Source organism: Janthinobacterium salmonicoloratum (assembly GCF_051380845.1).
GTDB classification, from domain to species: domain Bacteria; phylum Pseudomonadota; class Gammaproteobacteria; order Burkholderiales; family Burkholderiaceae_D; genus Janthinobacterium; species Janthinobacterium lividum_F.
Genome location: NZ_JBNYXV010000001.1, coordinates 1,519,119 through 1,535,090, shown reverse-complemented (window position 1 = coordinate 1,535,090; position 15,972 = coordinate 1,519,119). Strand labels below are relative to the sequence as shown.

The following is a 15,972-nucleotide window of genomic DNA, read 5'->3' as shown; positions in this document are numbered from 1 at the left end:
CTTCTCTGACAAACCGCAGCCGCAACGCCGGGCGCCTGCTCGCTATCGCCTGGGCGCTGGTGGTGGCGCTGCTGCTGGCGCATAACGCCTATCTGTGGCTGGGCAAGCGCATCGCGCCCGAAACCGATATTCTCGCCTTGCTGCCGGTGCAGGAGCGCGATCCGGTGCTGCAGGCTTCGTTTACGCATATGGTGGACGCGGCGCAGCAGCGCGTGGTGGTGTTGGTCGGTGCGCCCGACTGGACCGAGGCCAAAAAAGCGGCCGATGCCTACGGGGCCGTGCTGGCGCGCCATGCTGGCCTGTTCCAGTCCACGCCGCTCGACGAGCAGACGCAGAACGACTGGCTGGCGCTGTTCAAGAAGCATCGATTGACCTTGCTGACGGCGCCGCAGGAAACGCAGCTGCGCCAGGAAGCGCCCGCGTTCTGGCGCGACTCTGCGCTCAGTCAGCTCTACAGTCCTTTCGGCGGACCGAAACTGGGCGCCTGGCAGGACGATCCGTTCGGCCTGTTCGGCGGCTGGGTGCAGGAACGCGCACAGGAAACGCCCGTGCGTCCGCGTGACGGCCATTTGTTCGTCGCCGACGGCGAGCGCCAGTATGTGCTGCTGCCGATGACCTTGAGCCTGCCCGCGTTTTCGCTGGGCGCGCAGGAAAGCGTGTTGCCCGCGCTGGCGCAAGCCGAGGCGGCGGCGCGGCTGGCCGTGCCCGGCGTGGAAATCATCAGCGCCGGCGTGATCCTGCATGCGGCGGCGGCCAGCAGCCAGGCGGCGGGCGAAATGTCGACCATCGGTCTGGGTTCCCTGGCCGGCATCATCCTGCTGACGTGGTTCACCTTCCGCTCGTTCAAACCGATCTCGCTGATCCTGCTGTCGATCGGCATCGGCTGCCTGGGTTCCCTGTCCGTGTGCTGGCTGCTGTTTGGAAAAATACACCTGATGACCCTGGTATTCGGCGCTAGCCTGATCGGCGTGGCGCAGGACTACGGCATTTATTTTCTCTGCAACCGCCTGGGTGCCGATCCGGCGCTCGATTCGCGCACCTTGCTGCGCCGCCTGCTGCCGGGCCTGTGCCTGACCCTGCTGGCCGCCGTCATCGGCTATATGGGTCTGGCGCTGACGCCATTTCCCGGCTTGCGCCACATGGCCGTGTTTTCCGCCTTGGGCCTGGTGTTTGCCTGGCTGACGGTGGTGTGCTGGTTCCCCGCGCTGATCGGCGGTGGTACCTTGAAGAGCGGCGCGCTGGTCAGGCAGTATGGCGCGGCGCGCGCGCGCTGGCCGCTGTTGCGGGCCAACCGCGCCACCCTGATTGGCGGCGTGCTGTTTGCCCTGTTTGCGCTCTTCGGCATCAGCCGCCTGGGCGTCAACGACGATATCCGCTTGCTGCAAACGCCGCCCGCGCACCTGATACGCGACCAGATCAAATTGAGCAAATTGCTCGATGGGCCCACGCCGGTGCAGTTTTACCTGGTGCGCGGCGATAGCGCGGAAGCCGTGCTGCAGCGCGAAGAAGCGCTGAAGCAGCGCCTGCTGCCGCTGATCGCGCAAAAGCACATCAGCGGCTACCAGGCCATGTCGAACTGGGTGCCGTCGCTGCAAACGCAGATGGCGCGCCGCGCGCTGCTCGATGCGGCCATCCTGCAACCGGGCGCCGCGCTCGACCTGCTGGCGCAGTCGGTCGATGAAGGCCCGGAATGGGCCGATACCGTGCGCGCAAAGCTGGCGCAAGCGGGTGCGCCGCTGTCGATCAATGCCTTCCTGAAGGTGCCGGCCAGCGAGCCATGGCGCCACCTGTGGCTGGACAAAGTGGAAGGTGGCTATGCCTCCATCGTCGCCTTGCGCGGCATGCAGTATGCGGCCATTCCCCTGTTGGCGAAGGCGGGCGACGGCTTGCCCGGCGTGCAGTGGGTCGACAAGGTGGCCGAGATTTCTTCGGTGCTGGGGCGCTACCGCGTCTATATGGGCGCCGTGGTACTGGGCGCCTACCTGGTGGTCTTCGGCTTGCTGCTGCCACGCTACCGGCGCCGCACCTGGCGCGTGCTGGCGCCCACGGCGCTGGCCAGCGTGGCGGCCCTGGCCTTGCTGGGCTACCTGGGCATGCCGCTGCAACTGTTCCACGTGCTGGCGCTGATGCTGCTGCTGGGCGTCGGCGTCGACTACGGCATCTTCATGCAGGAGCACCCTGACCGCCGCAATAACACGCCATGGCTGGCCGTGGGCCTGTCGGCGGCGAATACCATTCTGTCTTTTGGCTTGCTGGCACTGAGCAAGACGGCCGCATTGCAGGCGTTTGGTCTGACCATGCTGATCGGCACGGCGCTGGTGTGGTTGCTGTCGCCGTGCTTAGCCGAAGCCGATCACGATCACCGTAATACAGAGGCGGCCGATGCCGCAGGAGTGGCCTGATGGCTTTGCAATGTAAATCATCGATAGCGGCACTGATGCTGGCGCTGCTGGCCGGCTGCGCCAGCGCACCGTCCTCCACGCCGGCGCGCCTGGGACTGAAGCTGGCGCCGCAGGCGCTGGGCGCCACGGTCAGCGTGCAGCAGCACCTGGTCGTCGAACGGGCGGGGCGCATCGACGAACTTGATGCGGCGCTGGAAGTGGAGCCGTCGCATCTCGATCTGGTGGGACTGGCGTTCGGCCAGCGCGTGCTGTCGCTGCATTACGACGGCAAGGACATGACCTCCTGGCGCCACCTGATGCTGCCGGTGCAGGTGCGCGCCGAGGACGTGCTGGAAGACATGCAACTGACCCTGTGGCCGCGCGAGGCGATCGCTCAAGCCCTGCCGGCTGGCTGGCGCATCGAGGACAGCGGCTTGCGCCGCACCCTGTTCTTGCATGACGAGGCGGTGACGGTGATCGACTACAGCGGCATGCCGCGCTGGAGCGGCACGGTGGTGCTCGACAACCTGCGCTACCGCTATCGCCTGACGATACAGAACGCCCCGGAAGGAAGCTGAATGAATGGCTTGACTGTGTATCTGAATGACTGCGGCATCATCTGCGCGCTGGGCGCCAGTTGCGAAGAAGTGCGCGCGCGCCTGTTTGCAGCGCACAGCGGCGTGGTGCCCGTCGACACCTACACGCCGGGGCGCGTGCTGCCGCTGGGCGTGGTCGATGTGCCCTTGCCATCGGTGGCGCAGCACGGCATCGCCGCGCGCAGCCGCAATAACCGGATGGCGCTGGCGGCGCTGGCGCAGATCCGCCCGGCCGTGGAGCAGGCCATCGCCCGTTACGGCGCGGACCGCGTGGCCGTGGTGATCGGCACCAGCACGTCGGGCATCGCCGAGACGGAAGGCGCGATCGGCCAGCATGTGGCGGGCGACGGCTTGCCGGATGCCTTCCACTACGGGCAACAGGAGATGGCGTCGCCGGCCCTGATGCTGGCTGATGAACTGGGCATCGACGGCCCGGCCCTCGTGCATTCGAGCGCCTGTTCGTCGAGCGCCAAGGCGATGGCCAGCGCGGCGCGCCTGATCCGCATGGGCCTGTGCGACGCCGTGCTGACGGGCGGCGTCGACACCCTGTGCGGCTTTACCGTGGCCGGTTTTTCCGCGTTGGCTTCTGTCAGTGCGCGACGCTGCAATCCGTTGGGCGCGAACCGCGACGGCATCAATATCGGCGAGGGCGCGGCCCTGTTCCTGATGACGGCGCAACCGTCTACTGTGGCCTTGCGCGGCTGGGGCGAATCATCCGATGGCCACCACATGTCGGCGCCCGACCCCGAAGGCGGTGGTGCGCGGCTGGCCATCGCCCAGGCACTGGCGCGCGCGGGCATTACGGCGTCGCAAGTCGACTATGTGAACCTGCACGGCACGGCCACGCAGCAGAATGATGCGATGGAAGCGCGCGTGGTGTCCGACCTGTTCGGCGCCACGGCGATGAGCAGCTCCACCAAGCCGCTGACAGGCCACGCGCTGGGCGCGGCGGCCGCCATCGAGGCCGCGCTGTGCTGGCTGGCGATGCAGGACGATAACGCTGAGGGCTTGCTGCCGCCGCACCTGTGGGATGGTGTGCCTGATGAGTCCCTGCCGTCACTGCGCCTAGCCTTGCCCGGTACGCGGCTGGGGCGTCCGCTCGACTGGGCCCTGAGCAATTCGTTTGCCTTTGGCGGCTCGAACGCCGCCCTGCTGTTCGGGAGGGGAGCATGAGTTTTCCAACTATCCGCGAGCTGGTGCCCCATTCCGGCGCCATGGTGTTGCTCGACCGGGTGTTGTCGGCCGATGCCGAAAACCTGTGCGCCGAAGTGGCCATCCATGCCGGCAGCGTGTTTTATGACGCGCCGTCGGCCGGCGTGGGTAGCTGGGTCGGCATCGAATACATGGCGCAGGCGATCGCCGCGCATGCGGGCTACCTGGCGCGCCAGGCCGGGGCACCCGTGAAGATCGGTTTTTTGCTGGGGGCGCGGCGCTACGAAGCGCAAGTGCCTTTGTTTGTGGACGGCAGCGTGCTGCAGGTGCATGTGCAGCAGGCCTTGCAAGGCGAGAATGGACTGGGCGCGTTCGAGTGCCGTATCGAGATGGCGGGCGCCGTGCTGGCGCAGGCGACGATTACGGTATTCCAGCCCGAGGATGCAAAGCAATTTCTGCAGGAGAGTATGAATGGAGCGCAGCATGAGTAAAAGTGTATTGGTGACGGGGTCGTCGCGCGGCATCGGCAAGGCCATCGCCTTGCGACTGGCGCGCGACGGTTTTGACGTGGTGCTGCATTGCCGCAGCGCGCGCGGCGAAGCCGACGCGGTGGCGCAGCAGGTGCAGGCGCTGGGACGCGCGGCACGCGTGCTGCAATTCGATATCGGCGACCGTGCGGCGGCAGCCGCCGCGCTGGAAGCGGACATCGCAGAACATGGCTGCTATTACGGCGTCGTGTGCAATGCCGGCGTGGCGCGCGACAATGCATTTCCCGCCATGTCGGGCGAGGACTGGGACATCGTCCTGCAGACCAACCTCGATGGTTTCTACAATGTGCTGAACCCGCTGGTGATGCCGATGGTACAGCGCCGTAAACCGGGGCGCATCGTCACCATGGCGTCCGTTTCGGGCCTGATCGGCAACCGGGGGCAAGTCAATTACAGTGCGGCCAAGGCCGGCATCATCGGTGCGACCAAGGCGCTGGCGCTGGAATTGGCCAAGCGCGCCATCACCGTGAACTGCGTGGCGCCGGGTCTGATCGAGACGGACATGATCAGCGAGGTGCCACTCGACGAAGCGCTGAAGATGATCCCCGCGCGCAGAGTCGGCACGCCGGAAGAGGTGGCAGCCGCCGTGAGTTTCCTCGTCGGCGAGGAGGCGGGCTACATCACGCGCCAGGTCATTTCCGTGAATGGAGGCATGGCATGAGCCGCCGGGTAGTCGTGACCGGCATGGCCGGCATCAGCCCGATTGGTAATGACTGGCCAGCTATCCGCCAGCGCCTGGGCGAGTACCGCAACGCCGTCGTGCGCATGAACGAATGGGCCGATTACGAAGGCCTGAATACGCAACTGGGCGCACCGGCCGCGCCGTTCGCGCTGACGGACCGCTATAACCGCAAGGCCGTGCGCAGCATGGGACGCATCGCGCTGATGGCCACGCGCGCCAGCGAACTGGCGCTGGAACACGCGGGCCTGGCTGAGCACCCCGTGGTCAAAAGCGGGCAGATGGGCATTTCCTTCGGTTCGTCCGCTGGCACGCCCAGCGCCATCGGCGACTTTGGCCGCATGATGGAAGAGCGCACCACCAAGGGCATCAACGCCACCACCTATATCAAGATGATGGCGCACACGGCGCCCGTGAATATCGGCGTGTTTTTCGGCGTCACGGGAAGAGTCATCACGACCTCGAGCGCCTGCACCTCGGGCAGCCAGGGCATCGGCTATGCCTACGAGGCGATTGCCGGTGGCAAGCAGCTGGCGATGATCGCCGGCGGCGCCGAGGAGCTGTGCGCTACCGAAGCGGCTGTCTTCGACACCCTGTTCGCCACCAGCACGCGCAACGACGAAGGCCATACGACACCGCGTCCTTTCGATGCCAGCCGCGATGGCCTGGTGATCGGCGAGGGAGCCGGTTGCCTGATACTGGAAGAATTCGACCATGCGCAGGCGCGCGGCGCCGCCATTCATGCGGAGCTGGTGGGCTTCGGCACGAACAGCGATGGCTGCCACGTGACCCAGCCGAACGCTGTCACCATGCGCCAGGCGATGCTGCTGGCGCTGGACGACGCCGGCTTGCAGCCATCCGATATCGGCTACATCAATGCGCATGGCACCGGCACGCAGCAGGGCGATATCGCCGAGTCGCAAGCCACGTTTGAAGTGTTTGGCGACCGTACTCCTATCAGTTCGCTGAAAAGCTACATGGGCCACACCCTGGGCGCCTGCGGCGCACTGGAAGCGTGGATCAGTATCGAGATGATGCGCGAAGGCTGGTTTGCGCCCACCATCAATTTGCAACAGGTCGACTCGCAATGCGCACCGCTCGATTACATCGCCGGCGAAGGCCGGGCCATCGAATGCGAGTACGTGATGTCGAATAACTTTGCCTTTGGCGGCATCAACACGTCGCTGATTTTCAAGCGTTACCGGCCGTGAAATCCGCTTGTGCTGACGCAAGTGGCAAGTGTGCTTCCTTTTGTACCATCTCTAACTTATTGAGGAAAATAGCATGAAAAAAATGATGATCCTGGCAGCCATGAGTGCAACGTTGACGTTTGTCTTGCCGGCACAGGCAGGCGATACCAAACATATGATGCCGATCGCCAATGCGATGTCCGCCAACGATGCCCAGGCCCGCCTTGGCGATACCGTCAAATTCTATTTCGGCGACCAGGCAACACCTCCGATTGCCACGCGCATCAGCAGCGACAAGACCAGCCAGAAAACTAATGGCGTTGGCAAGTCGGCAGAAACCTCGTGCAACTGGGCCTTCCTCTCGGCCATGCTGGCGCTGCAAAAGCGCGCCCAGTCGGTGGGCGCCGACGCCGTCGTCAATATCGTCAGCAATTACAAAAACATCGAAAATTCCAGCGCCACGGAATTCGAATGCCATGAAGGCACGATGATGACGGGCGTGGCTTTGAAGGGCGAGTTCGTGAAGTTAAAAACAGGCAAGTAAGTACCAATCAAGCAGCAAGAAGTAGCAAGTAAGTAGTAAACAAGTTGTAAGTAAGCAAGTAGCAGGGAAGCTGTTCAAACAGGTTACGGGCGCCTTTGCCAAGTTCAAGGTGCCTGGAAACTATTCCAATAAAAAATAGAAAGAGAATATGTACAAAGCATCAAGAACCACCATCCTGGCTGGCGCACTGCTGACAGTATCCATGTTGCAGGGCTGTGCCACGCCGATCAAGGCATCGTCCACGCAGAATCCGGCACCGAGCGAGGCGTTTTCGTCGTTTGGCCGTATCGAAGTCAAGCCGATGGTGTTTGCCGAGGGTTACAAGGGCAACCAGGCTGGCATGGCAAAAATCGACGAAAACATCCGCAAGGACCTGGCCGAATCGCTGAGGACCTGGAACGCGGCGCCGGCCAATGGCCGCGTATTGACCATTGAGCCGATCGTGGAAGAAATCCAGTTCAAGAGCGGCGCCAAGCGCGTATTCCTGGGGCCATTGGCTGGTAGTTCGGGCGTTCGCATGCGCGTCATGATCCGCGATAACAAGGGTGCGCTGGTTGCGACGCCGGAGTTTTTCCAGCGTGCCGACGCCATGGCCGCCGGTTTTACGTTTGGCGTGCATGACAATCTGATGTTGACGCGCATTGCCAACCTGACCAGCGCGTATATCAAGGCCAACTACGTGCGTGCCGAAGGTGGCCCGACTGGCGCCGATGACAAAGCCGTCGCGGCACCCATGACGAATTAAGACCGGCACGGCGCGCAAGCGTCAGCGAGGTTTCTAAAAATGGCAGCGACGGGAGACCGCGCTGCCATTTTTTTGCCGTGCTCTTTTACCTGCCTTCGTGCTGCCGATTTGTGGCAGACTGCGCCTTTGCCTATCCATCTGCTGCCATGTCCCCAGTCCTGTCCGGCGCCAGCATCTGCCTGCTCGATATCCGCACGATCGCTGTTGCGCAGCTCCATCAGTATGAATCCTGGCTGGGTGCAGCGGAAGCGGCCCGATACACGCGCTTTGTGCGGCCGTTGCGACGGCGCCAGTTCCTGCTGGGGCGCGCTTTGCTGCGCGCGGCCATGGGGGAAATATTGGCGGTGGCGCCGGAGTCCATCGTGCTGGAAGAGAGACCAGGTCAGGCGCCGCGACTGCTGGCACCCGCCGGCGGTCCCTATTTCAGCATTTCGCACAGCGGCCACTGGGTCGCCTGCGCGCTGAGCAGTACTACGCGGCTGGGGCTCGATATTGAGCTGCGCGACCCGCAGCGCGACGTGCTGGCGCTTGCGCGCCAGGCGTTTGGTGCGGCCGTGGCGGGCGAGCTGGAAAAGCTGCCGCCTGAGGAACGTCAGGCGGTCTTTTACCAGCGTTGGAGCGAGGCGGAGGCGCGCCACAAACTGGGCGTGGAGGAGGCCTGCTGCATGACCGTGGCACATGCCGAGCTGTCCATCGTGCTGTGCAGCACGGCGCCGCTGGGGCAGGCGCCCGTCTTGCTATTGTCCGCCCTGGCGCCAGACTAGTTCCCCCGCACGACGATTTCCTGCACCTTCGGTTCGCGCTGGCGCATGAAGCGCACGATGGAGTCGACGGTGACAACGTCGATCTGGCGCGTCATGCGGCGCTCAAAAGGGTGATCGTCAAAAGCGATATTGGCACGGAACATGCGCGCGCCCAGGCGCGTGGCGGCGGGTATGCTGAGCGTTTGCGGCGCGTAGCTGGCGCTGCGCAGCCAGCCTTGCGCTTCGGCGCGCGTTTCGATCTTGCCTGGCTCGTTGCTGGCGGCGGCCAGGGTTTCCAGCACCCACTGGTTCGAATTCTGGTACTTGGTGGAAAACGGGTAGGCCAGCATATTGTAGTGCGCCTCATGCAGGCGCTTGGGCGTGCTCGACGTCAGCAGGCGCACCAGTTGCTGCTGTGTATCCTGGCCGGGAATCAGGATAAGGGTTTCATACATGAACACATCATCCATGAAGAAATTGCCCAAGCCTTCGTTGTACAGCGACGATTGCGCCGTGCCGCATTCATTGAGTTCATGCACCACCAGCCAGCGCCCCTTCGGGTGGTCGCGCCAGGCCAGCGCCATGTGCGAATAGCGCAAATTGTATTTCGACAAGTCCTGGCCGGCGCGCGCCACCAGCGCCACTTGCGCGCCCGAGGCATCGAGCGCCTGCAAGGTCTTTTGCGCCAGGTCCATCGATTTGACGAGCGTGGTGGCGTCCGTTTGCTTTTCCTCGCACGAGCGCCCCGCATGGGCGGCACCGGCCAGGGCCAGGCTGATGATAATGGCAGTCAGGCGTTTCATGGGTTCACGCTTTCGAATGGTGGAGGATGGCATTGCCAGACGCGTTCGGCACATAGGCGATGGCCTTGCCCGACAGCACCAGCATGTGGCCCGTCGAGACGGCCACCACGTTGACGACCGTGCCGGCCGCCAACGACAGGCCTTGCATGGCTTTCTGGCTCAGCTTGACGGAGGCCGTGGCGCCGGAGGATGCGCCTTTGGCCACGCTCTTCAGCACGAGGACGCTGCCGTCGGCCACGTCTTCCACCTTGTCGATAACAATTTCACCGGCGGCGGCCAGCACCGACATGGAGCCGACCAGCACGATGGCCGAAGCCATGCTGGCATTGTCGGACGCGTTGGTGGTATCGGAGTTGGCGGCCTGGGCCGTCAGGCTGGCGGCGCACAGCAGGGTAATGGCGAGTACGAGTTTCATGGATGTCCTGTTCTTCTTTTGGGGTATTACACTTTGGAGTGATGCAGCAGTGCCTTGCCCAGTTCGTTCGGGATGAAGGCGATGGCCTTGCCGGACATGACCAGCATGTGGCCGGTGGACATTGCCACCACATTGACCACGGTGCCGGCCGCCAGCGACAGTCCCTTGGCCGCTTGCGCGCTCATCTGGATGGACGCGCCACCCGCCTCGGAAGCGCCTTTCAGCACGATGACGATGCCTTCGCCCACCGTTTCCACGCTGGCGACGACCACCTGGCCGGAAGCGACCAGCATCGACATGGAGCCGGCGACGACCACGGCGGAACCCTGGCTGAGGTTTTGCGAGCCTTTCGACAGGTTCTCCGAAGCTGCGGCGTGGACCAGGCCGGGAGCGGCCACGGAGAGCGTCAACAGCGATAGGGACAGGCAGAGGGGCAGCAAGCGTTTCATGTGTTTCTCCTTCAAGTGTGCCAAGTGGCAACGCCATCATTGTAGACTGTGGGCAATTGGTCAATGAAAACGCTACTCGTAGCGGGCAGGCATACCGCAGGTAGCGTATTACGCTACTTTTTTGCCGCCGGAACCGATGCTATTTTTATAAAGGAAGTGCATGCCGCAAACCCACGCCTTGATCGAAGCCTTGAAACGCCTGTTGAAAGCGCGCGCCGTCACGTATGCCGAGCTGGCCCAGCGCATCGGCGTGTCCGAAGCCAGCGTCAAGCGCATGTTTTCGCAGAAGCAATTTACGCTGCAACGGCTGGACCAGATCCTGGTGGCCATCGGCAGCGATTTCCAGCAACTGGCGCTGGCCGTGCAGTCAGCCCAGGCTACGCCCACCCTGATCACAGGGCTGACGTATGCGCAGGAAAAGGAAATCCTCGAGGACACCCGGCTGTTCGTGGTGGCCGTGTCCGCCCTGAACCTGCTGCCGCTGGAACAGATCGTCGCCATCTACGACATCAGCGAAGCGCAAGCCGTGAAATACCTGCTGCGCCTCGACAAGATCGGTTTTCTGGAACTGCTGCCGAATAACCGGGTCAAACTGCTGGTGGCGCGCACGTTTGCTTGGATACCGAACGGTCCCATCCACACGTATTTCAAAAAGGAAGCCTATGGCGACTATTTGAATTCGCAGTTCGATGGCGAGACGGAATTGTTGCGCCTGGTGAATGTTATGTTGTCGAAAAAATCCACGGCAGCCCTGCTGGAACGCCTGAAGCAAGTGGCGGTGGAATTCTCGCAGCAACACCAGGAGGACGCGCGTCTGCCCGGCGATGAGCGCCTGGCCATCAGCTTCATGCTGGCGGCGCGGCCGTGGATGCCGCAGACGTTCAAGGCGCTGCTAAGGCAGTGAGCGAGCAAGCCGGTTGGTAAGCCAGCAAGCCAGCAATGAAGCCAGTCAGTCAGTACGCCACAATAAGACCATTCCTGGCGCTTAGTCTTGCTGGTGCTTAGTCGTGCTGGTTTGCACCATTTGTTTTCTGTTGCCCCGTTTGCTGCTGGTCCGTTTGTTCCTGTTGTTCCTGCTTCATCTGCGTTAGCAAGCGCCAGGCAAAAAAGCCCAGCACGCCCACGCCCAACAGCAGTGCGCTCCACAGTGCGGCCAGGCGCCACGGTGCCCCGTCCTTTGTGGCGAGCGCTGGTGCCGCCGCACCGGCGGTGGGCTGGAGCGGGCCGGTGCTGGCCGCCTTGAGCGCCAGCAATTCGTCTGCCTTGAAGCCGGGCGCCACCTGCGACAGGGGCTGCGCGACGGCGGCGGCGTTGCTGTTGCCGAACGCCAGTTGATAGGGCGGCTTGCCGCTGGCCAGGAAGATGACGGTGGACGGTGTCCAGCCCAGGCGCAAGGCGGGCGCATCGCTGGCGGAGAGCGGGTGTTCCTTGGCCGTCTGCAGCACCCATTCGCCAGTTTGCGTCACGGGCATGGCCAGGTCGCCCGAGATCCTCTCCTTGCCATCGAGGCCGATGCGGTAAAACGTCGTGCTAAGCAGGGGATCAAAATACGCGCCTTGCGCGGGACGCGCCTGGTGGCGCAGGTGTAGCCGGTGCCGGGGAACATAGCTGTTCTGGCGATACACGCCCAGAGTCACGGGCAGCACCACATTGTTGTGCGTCAATTGCAGGGCGATGCTGTCGGCGGGAATGGCGAGGGGAGTGGCATAGCGCCATTCATAGTCTTGCGTGCCGGGCGCGCCTTGCAGCACGATGGAGGCGCGCGGTGGGGCGATGTCCGTTTCGCTGATGGCTTGCGCCGTGATCGCCGCAAAGGCCAGCGGTTCGCCCGCTTGCCAGCTCAGGCGTGCGTAGCGAAAGGTGTGCGGCGCAAAGGCGATGCTGTCGTTGGCCAGGGTTTGCGTGTCGCCGTTGCTGAGCCAATTCAGGGTGGTGGTGCCGATGGCGTCCCATTGCTTCAGGTCATCGCTCACTTCCAGCAGCACTTGCGCGCTGTAATTGTCCGTGCGGGCCGGCGGCGTGAAGTGCAAGGCGGCGATGCGCTTGTCTTGCGTTTGTTTGCCCAGGTCGAGGATCAGCGCCTGCAGCGCCGCCGTGGTCGCTGCCGTGCCGGCGCGCGTGCTGACCGACAGCAAGCGGCCATCGTCGGCCGTGCGGATGTCGATGCCTTGCAAGCCATCGCCAGTTGCCGTCGCGCCCGTCACGGGGAAAATGCGGGCTGGAATGGCTGTCCTCTGCGTGGCCGATTGCGCAGGCGGCGCACCGATGGCATAGGCCAGGCGCTTGCCGTCGGCGTCAAACAGGCGCAGGTCGGCCAGGCTGGCCGAGCGGGCGTGCAGGTAGACTTCCCTGGGCAACGATAGCTGCACGATGCCCGCGCCGGCAGGTACATGCATGGGCATGCTCCAGGCATAGTCCTGTGGCCTATCCTGGCCAGGCGCGGCGAGCGCGGCGCCTGCCACCAGCAGGCTGCAGCAGATCAATGACAGTTTCATGCGGCTCCTTGTTGCGGTTCTGCTGGCGCTGGCGCGGCAGCCTTGGGGAAAGGCGCCAGGTAGCCGATCAAGACCATCAGCAAGCCCACGCCCACGAAGGATATGATGCGTTCGATGCCACCCACGTTCGACAGGTCGATGGCGAACAATTTCAGCACGACCAGCCCCAGCAGTACGGCGCCCAGGCTCCATTGCTGGCGCCGCTGGTGGCGGGCCGCGTGGCGCATCAGCAGCAGGGCCGTGACGCTCCACACCAGCGATAGCATCGCTTGCACGAACTGCGAGGCCAGCATGGCGTCAAAGGTATACGGCACCCCGACATAGTGCGAGACCGTGCGCAGCAGCATCAGGTTGAACCAGCCATACAGGAAGCACGCGGCCACGACGGGCAAGCGCGCCTGCCACACGGCGGGCAGGGGCAACTGCGTTGCCGGCAGCAAGCGGTAGCTGGCAATGGCCAGCAGGACGGCAAAGCCCGTGGTCAAGTCCAGCGGATTGAGCAACGGCAAGTAGGGCAGTGGCGCCATGGCGCCATCGTCGAAAATGTTCCACGCGGCAAGCAGCAGCACAGACCAGAGCGCGCCCAACGGTATCAGGGTGCGCTGGTACCATGCGGCAATCGGCGCCACCGGCCAGGCGCCCGCGCGGCAGCGGCGGATCAGCCAGGCCAGCGCCAGCATCATGGTCCAGGCCGGCAGGTAGCGGGCCCAGGCGGGGCTGACGCTGTCTTCATGCTGTGCCAGCCAGGCGCTGACCTGCATGGCGCCCACGGGCCACAGCATCAGCCAGGGCGCGGCCGTGCGCAGCGTATGCAGAAAACGCAGCGCACGCACGTCGAGTTGCCAGCCCGCTTGCGGCCAGGCCAGCAGCAGGTATTCGCCGGCCGCCAGGGCGCTTGCCAGGGCCAGCCAGCTCAAGCCGGTCGGCAGGTAATCGTGCAGGTACAGCGTCAGCAGCACGTTGGCGCTCCACACAAGCAGACCCAGCCAGGCAGCCACGCTGAACCAGCGCAGTTGTGGCCAATCGAGTCGTCGCGCCAGGAGGGCGAACACAGGCGTCGTGATGGACACGGCAATCAGGTACAGCGCCAGCCAGTGCTCGCCCGCGTGCGGCTGCAGCTCCAGGTCGCCGTCGATCAGGTGCAGCAGCCAGCTGGTGAGCGGCACGAGGATGGCGGCAAACCACAGCAAGCCGCTCCAGGCCAGCAGCGGGCGCGCGACCAGGGCCAGCAGCTCGTCGCCGCCGCGCGCGCGCAGCGCAAGGAAACGGGCGCTGGCAAAGGCGGCGGCGCCCAGCAGCAGGGCGCTGAGGAAGGAACCTTCGAACAGGCTGGCCGGGTGCTGGTCCCAGGTCCAGCTGGCGCGGCTCAGCAATATCATGCCGGCCAGCACCTGCACGGCCAGCAGCAGCGCGCGCGGCGCATGCCATTGTTCACGTCGCGCCAGCCACGCCAGCAGGGCTGCCACTGCCAGCGCGCTGATGGTGAGCAGGTTCAATTGCGTGGCGGCATACGTGCGCAGCAGGATTTCGCTCCAGAGGCCGCCCAGCAGCCAGACCGTGGCGGCCGTCAGGAACAGCACGGACAGGCTGCTCATGAATTCGGGGTACAAGTGGCTGCCGTGGCGGCGGAAATTGAAGGCCATCACCAGTGCGGCGGCGGCCAGCAGCGCGCAGCCGAGCCAGATGTTGGCGTGCAGCGCCGCTGCCGGATCGAGTTCCTGCATGGCGACGAGGAAGGCAAGCCAGGCGGCCCCCTGCACCAGCAGGCCGAAGGCCCAGGCCAGGGTCTGGCGCTGGCGCAAGCCGACCCAGACGATGCCCGCGCCTTCCAGCGCCCAGGCGGCGGACGTCCAGCGGCCATCGAGGGCGAACGGGATGGCCAGCGTGCCAAACACGATGCCCAGCGCGAGGAAGGCTTCGGCCAGCAGTTTGAAACCTGTGCGGCGCCACAAGGTCACGGCCAGTCCCGTGTAGCCCAGGCCGGCAATCAGCGCGGAAAACGTCAGGCCAAAGTGAAAGTGCTGGACCAGGCCGTATTGCAAGCCCATGGCTGCCAGCGGCGTGCCGAAGACGAGGGTGCCATCCACATAGTGTTTCAGGCGCGGCGCCTGGCGCGCGCAGTAGGCAATCGCGATGCCGATATAGAACAGCACGAACAGGATCAAAAACAGCTGTGTCGACAGGTAGTGCTCGGGCGTGTAGCGCAGCAGGCCCCAGGTGGTGGCGACGACGAAGGTAAAGCCAAAGCTCAGCACATTCAGGACGCGCCAGGCGCGCTTTAGGGCGATGGCGAAGACGCCCGCATTGAGCAGCGCGTAATAGCTGAACAGGCCGATATGGTTGTCGCTGCCCGTCGACACGAGCAGGGGCACGGCAAAGCCGCCGACGATGCCAAAGACGGCCAGCCAGACGGCGTTTTGCAGCACGGCCAGCACGCACGTGAACGCCGTCAGCACGAACAGCACGGCAAAAGCCAGGCCGGCCGGGATCAGTTCATACAGGCGGAAGGCGCCAAACGTCACCAGCATCAATATCGCCAGCGCCGTGCCCTGCAGTGGCAAGCTGATGCCGGGACGTTTGATTCGGATGCGCCAGGCCCAGGTCAGCAGGGCAATATCGGCAAGTGCTATGCCGGCCAGGCGCAGCTCGATGGGCACCGTGACCTGCGCCGACACATATTTGAGCAGGAAGCTGACGCCGAGGAAGAGGATCAGCAAGCCCAGTTTGGCGACCAGGTTGCCCGTGAACAGCCAATTCTTTGCCTTGGCAACGAGGCCGTCAGGGTGCGCGATCCAGGATGGGGTGTTGGGGGCGGCAGGTGCGGGCCTGGCCGGGGGAGGTGGTGCCGATGGCGCGGGTGCGGATGTAGTGGCTGGAGCGACCTTTGCCAGTTCGACCGGCTCGATCACGGCCGCTTGCTGCACGGGGGCGGCTGGCGGCACCGGCACCGGTGCAGGCGCGGAAATAGGAGCAGGCACAGGCAAAGGAACAGGCGCAGCAAGCTCCACGGCGGGTGCGGTAGCCGGCGCTTCGTCCTGGCCTTCCAGCGTTTGCAGGCGCTTGTGGATGCTATCGACTTCCTTGCGCAGGCGGGCCGTCAGCAACTCCAGATCGGCAACTTTTCTGCGGTACTGCAGCACCAGCACGAAGCCGGTAATCAGCAAGCCAAGGATGAACAGCGTGATCAATCCAAACATGGAGGCAGCTTTCCGGGAGGGGCTGGCAGGGGCGC

General features: G+C 64.3%; 15 protein-coding genes. 10 read left to right on the top strand and 5 right to left on the bottom strand.

From position 1 onward, the window contains the following. Positions 1-5 precede the first annotated feature (5 nt). From ACQ4WY_RS07145 to ACQ4WY_RS07105, 9 genes are all read left to right on the top strand, one after another. Positions 6-2,402, top strand: a complete 2,397-nt coding sequence (locus ACQ4WY_RS07145; RefSeq protein WP_436504408.1) for an MMPL family transporter — start codon at positions 6-8, stop codon at positions 2,400-2,402. Next, positions 2,402-2,959, top strand: coding sequence for a DUF3261 domain-containing protein (locus ACQ4WY_RS07140; RefSeq protein WP_436503393.1), 558 nt, complete (start codon positions 2,402-2,404; stop codon positions 2,957-2,959). Before ACQ4WY_RS07145 ends, ACQ4WY_RS07140 begins: the two co-directional genes overlap by 1 nt. Continuing rightward, positions 2,960-4,150 carry a beta-ketoacyl-ACP synthase gene (locus ACQ4WY_RS07135; RefSeq protein WP_436503392.1) on the top strand — a complete coding sequence of 397 codons (1,191 nt, stop codon included), beginning with the start codon at positions 2,960-2,962 and terminating at the stop codon, positions 4,148-4,150. Continuing rightward, positions 4,147-4,620 (top strand): hotdog family protein, encoded by a 474-nt coding sequence (locus tag ACQ4WY_RS07130; RefSeq protein WP_353660584.1) that lies wholly within the window; start codon positions 4,147-4,149, stop codon positions 4,618-4,620. Before ACQ4WY_RS07135 ends, ACQ4WY_RS07130 begins: the two co-directional genes overlap by 4 nt. Further along, a complete protein-coding gene (gene fabG / locus ACQ4WY_RS07125) occupies positions 4,613-5,338 on the top strand; it encodes a 3-oxoacyl-ACP reductase FabG (protein ID WP_436503391.1) in 726 nt (241 codons plus the stop codon). The genes ACQ4WY_RS07130 and fabG overlap by 8 nt, the downstream gene beginning before the upstream one ends. Then, positions 5,335-6,567 (top strand): beta-ketoacyl-ACP synthase, encoded by a 1,233-nt coding sequence (locus ACQ4WY_RS07120; RefSeq protein WP_436503390.1) that lies wholly within the window; start codon positions 5,335-5,337, stop codon positions 6,565-6,567. Before fabG ends, ACQ4WY_RS07120 begins: the two co-directional genes overlap by 4 nt. 73 nt (positions 6,568-6,640) lie before the next feature. Continuing rightward, entirely contained in the window at positions 6,641-7,090 is a 450-nt protein-coding gene (locus ACQ4WY_RS07115; RefSeq protein WP_436503389.1) for an excinuclease ATPase subunit, read from the top strand. Between the two features lie 148 nt (positions 7,091-7,238). Continuing rightward, the gene (locus tag ACQ4WY_RS07110; RefSeq protein ID WP_436503388.1) at positions 7,239-7,835 is read left to right on the top strand and encodes a hypothetical protein; all 597 of its coding nucleotides are present in this window, start codon (positions 7,239-7,241) and stop codon (positions 7,833-7,835) included. A 146-nt stretch (positions 7,836-7,981) separates the two neighbouring features. After that, a complete protein-coding gene (locus ACQ4WY_RS07105) occupies positions 7,982-8,599 on the top strand; it encodes a 4'-phosphopantetheinyl transferase family protein (protein WP_436503387.1) in 618 nt (205 codons plus the stop codon). Here ACQ4WY_RS07105 and ACQ4WY_RS07100 read toward each other — a convergent pair. Genes ACQ4WY_RS07100 through ACQ4WY_RS07090 form a run of 3 tightly spaced genes read right to left on the bottom strand, consistent with a single transcriptional unit; the run spans position 8,596 to position 10,245 of the window. Continuing rightward, positions 8,596-9,381 carry a DUF2145 domain-containing protein gene (locus ACQ4WY_RS07100; protein WP_436503386.1) on the bottom strand — a complete coding sequence of 262 codons (786 nt, stop codon included), beginning with the start codon at positions 9,379-9,381 and terminating at the stop codon, positions 8,596-8,598. The genes ACQ4WY_RS07105 and ACQ4WY_RS07100 overlap by 4 nt on opposite strands. Before the next feature lie 4 nt (positions 9,382-9,385). Further along, entirely contained in the window at positions 9,386-9,796 is a 411-nt protein-coding gene (locus ACQ4WY_RS07095; RefSeq protein ID WP_436503385.1) for a hypothetical protein, read from the bottom strand. A 26-nt stretch (positions 9,797-9,822) separates the two neighbouring features. After that, positions 9,823-10,245: a hypothetical protein gene (locus ACQ4WY_RS07090; protein ID WP_436503384.1), complete on the bottom strand. Its 423-nt coding sequence runs from the start codon at positions 10,243-10,245 to the stop codon at positions 9,823-9,825. Positions 10,246-10,405: 160 nt separating this feature from the next. Here ACQ4WY_RS07090 and ACQ4WY_RS07085 point away from each other — a divergent pair, with 160 nt between their 5' ends. After that, on the top strand, positions 10,406-11,149 hold the full coding sequence (locus tag ACQ4WY_RS07085) for a helix-turn-helix domain-containing protein (RefSeq protein WP_353660593.1): 744 nt from the start codon (positions 10,406-10,408) through the stop codon (positions 11,147-11,149). Positions 11,150-11,246: 97 nt separating this feature from the next. Here ACQ4WY_RS07085 and ACQ4WY_RS07080 read toward each other — a convergent pair whose 3' ends face one another. Together ACQ4WY_RS07080 and ACQ4WY_RS07075 are read right to left on the bottom strand one after the other, a co-directional pair. Then, positions 11,247-12,740, bottom strand: coding sequence for a DUF3999 family protein (locus ACQ4WY_RS07080; RefSeq protein ID WP_436503383.1), 1,494 nt, complete (start codon positions 12,738-12,740; stop codon positions 11,247-11,249). Next, on the bottom strand, positions 12,737-15,937 hold the full coding sequence (locus ACQ4WY_RS07075; RefSeq protein WP_436503382.1) for a DUF2339 domain-containing protein: 3,201 nt from the start codon (positions 15,935-15,937) through the stop codon (positions 12,737-12,739). The genes ACQ4WY_RS07080 and ACQ4WY_RS07075 overlap by 4 nt, the downstream gene beginning before the upstream one ends. Positions 15,938-15,972 lie beyond the last annotated feature (35 nt).

Coding starts and splice junctions, on each gene's coding strand:
- ACQ4WY_RS07115 (WP_436503389.1), top strand. CDS start 6,641: ATGAAAAAAATGATGATCCTGGCAGCCATGAGTGCAACGTTGACGTTT.
- ACQ4WY_RS07090 (WP_436503384.1), bottom strand. CDS start 10,245: ATGAAACGCTTGCTGCCCCTCTGCCTGTCCCTATCGCTGTTGACGCTC.
- ACQ4WY_RS07105 (WP_436503387.1), top strand. CDS start 7,982: ATGTCCCCAGTCCTGTCCGGCGCCAGCATCTGCCTGCTCGATATCCGC.
- ACQ4WY_RS07120 (WP_436503390.1), top strand. CDS start 5,335: ATGAGCCGCCGGGTAGTCGTGACCGGCATGGCCGGCATCAGCCCGATT.
- ACQ4WY_RS07080 (WP_436503383.1), bottom strand. CDS start 12,740: ATGAAACTGTCATTGATCTGCTGCAGCCTGCTGGTGGCAGGCGCCGCG.
- ACQ4WY_RS07100 (WP_436503386.1), bottom strand. CDS start 9,381: ATGAAACGCCTGACTGCCATTATCATCAGCCTGGCCCTGGCCGGTGCC.
- ACQ4WY_RS07095 (WP_436503385.1), bottom strand. CDS start 9,796: ATGAAACTCGTACTCGCCATTACCCTGCTGTGCGCCGCCAGCCTGACG.
- ACQ4WY_RS07130 (WP_353660584.1), top strand. CDS start 4,147: ATGAGTTTTCCAACTATCCGCGAGCTGGTGCCCCATTCCGGCGCCATG.
- ACQ4WY_RS07085 (WP_353660593.1), top strand. CDS start 10,406: ATGCCGCAAACCCACGCCTTGATCGAAGCCTTGAAACGCCTGTTGAAA.
- ACQ4WY_RS07110 (WP_436503388.1), top strand. CDS start 7,239: ATGTACAAAGCATCAAGAACCACCATCCTGGCTGGCGCACTGCTGACA.
- ACQ4WY_RS07075 (WP_436503382.1), bottom strand. CDS start 15,937: ATGTTTGGATTGATCACGCTGTTCATCCTTGGCTTGCTGATTACCGGC.
- fabG (WP_436503391.1), top strand. CDS start 4,613: ATGAGTAAAAGTGTATTGGTGACGGGGTCGTCGCGCGGCATCGGCAAG.
- ACQ4WY_RS07140 (WP_436503393.1), top strand. CDS start 2,402: ATGGCTTTGCAATGTAAATCATCGATAGCGGCACTGATGCTGGCGCTG.
- ACQ4WY_RS07135 (WP_436503392.1), top strand. CDS start 2,960: ATGAATGGCTTGACTGTGTATCTGAATGACTGCGGCATCATCTGCGCG.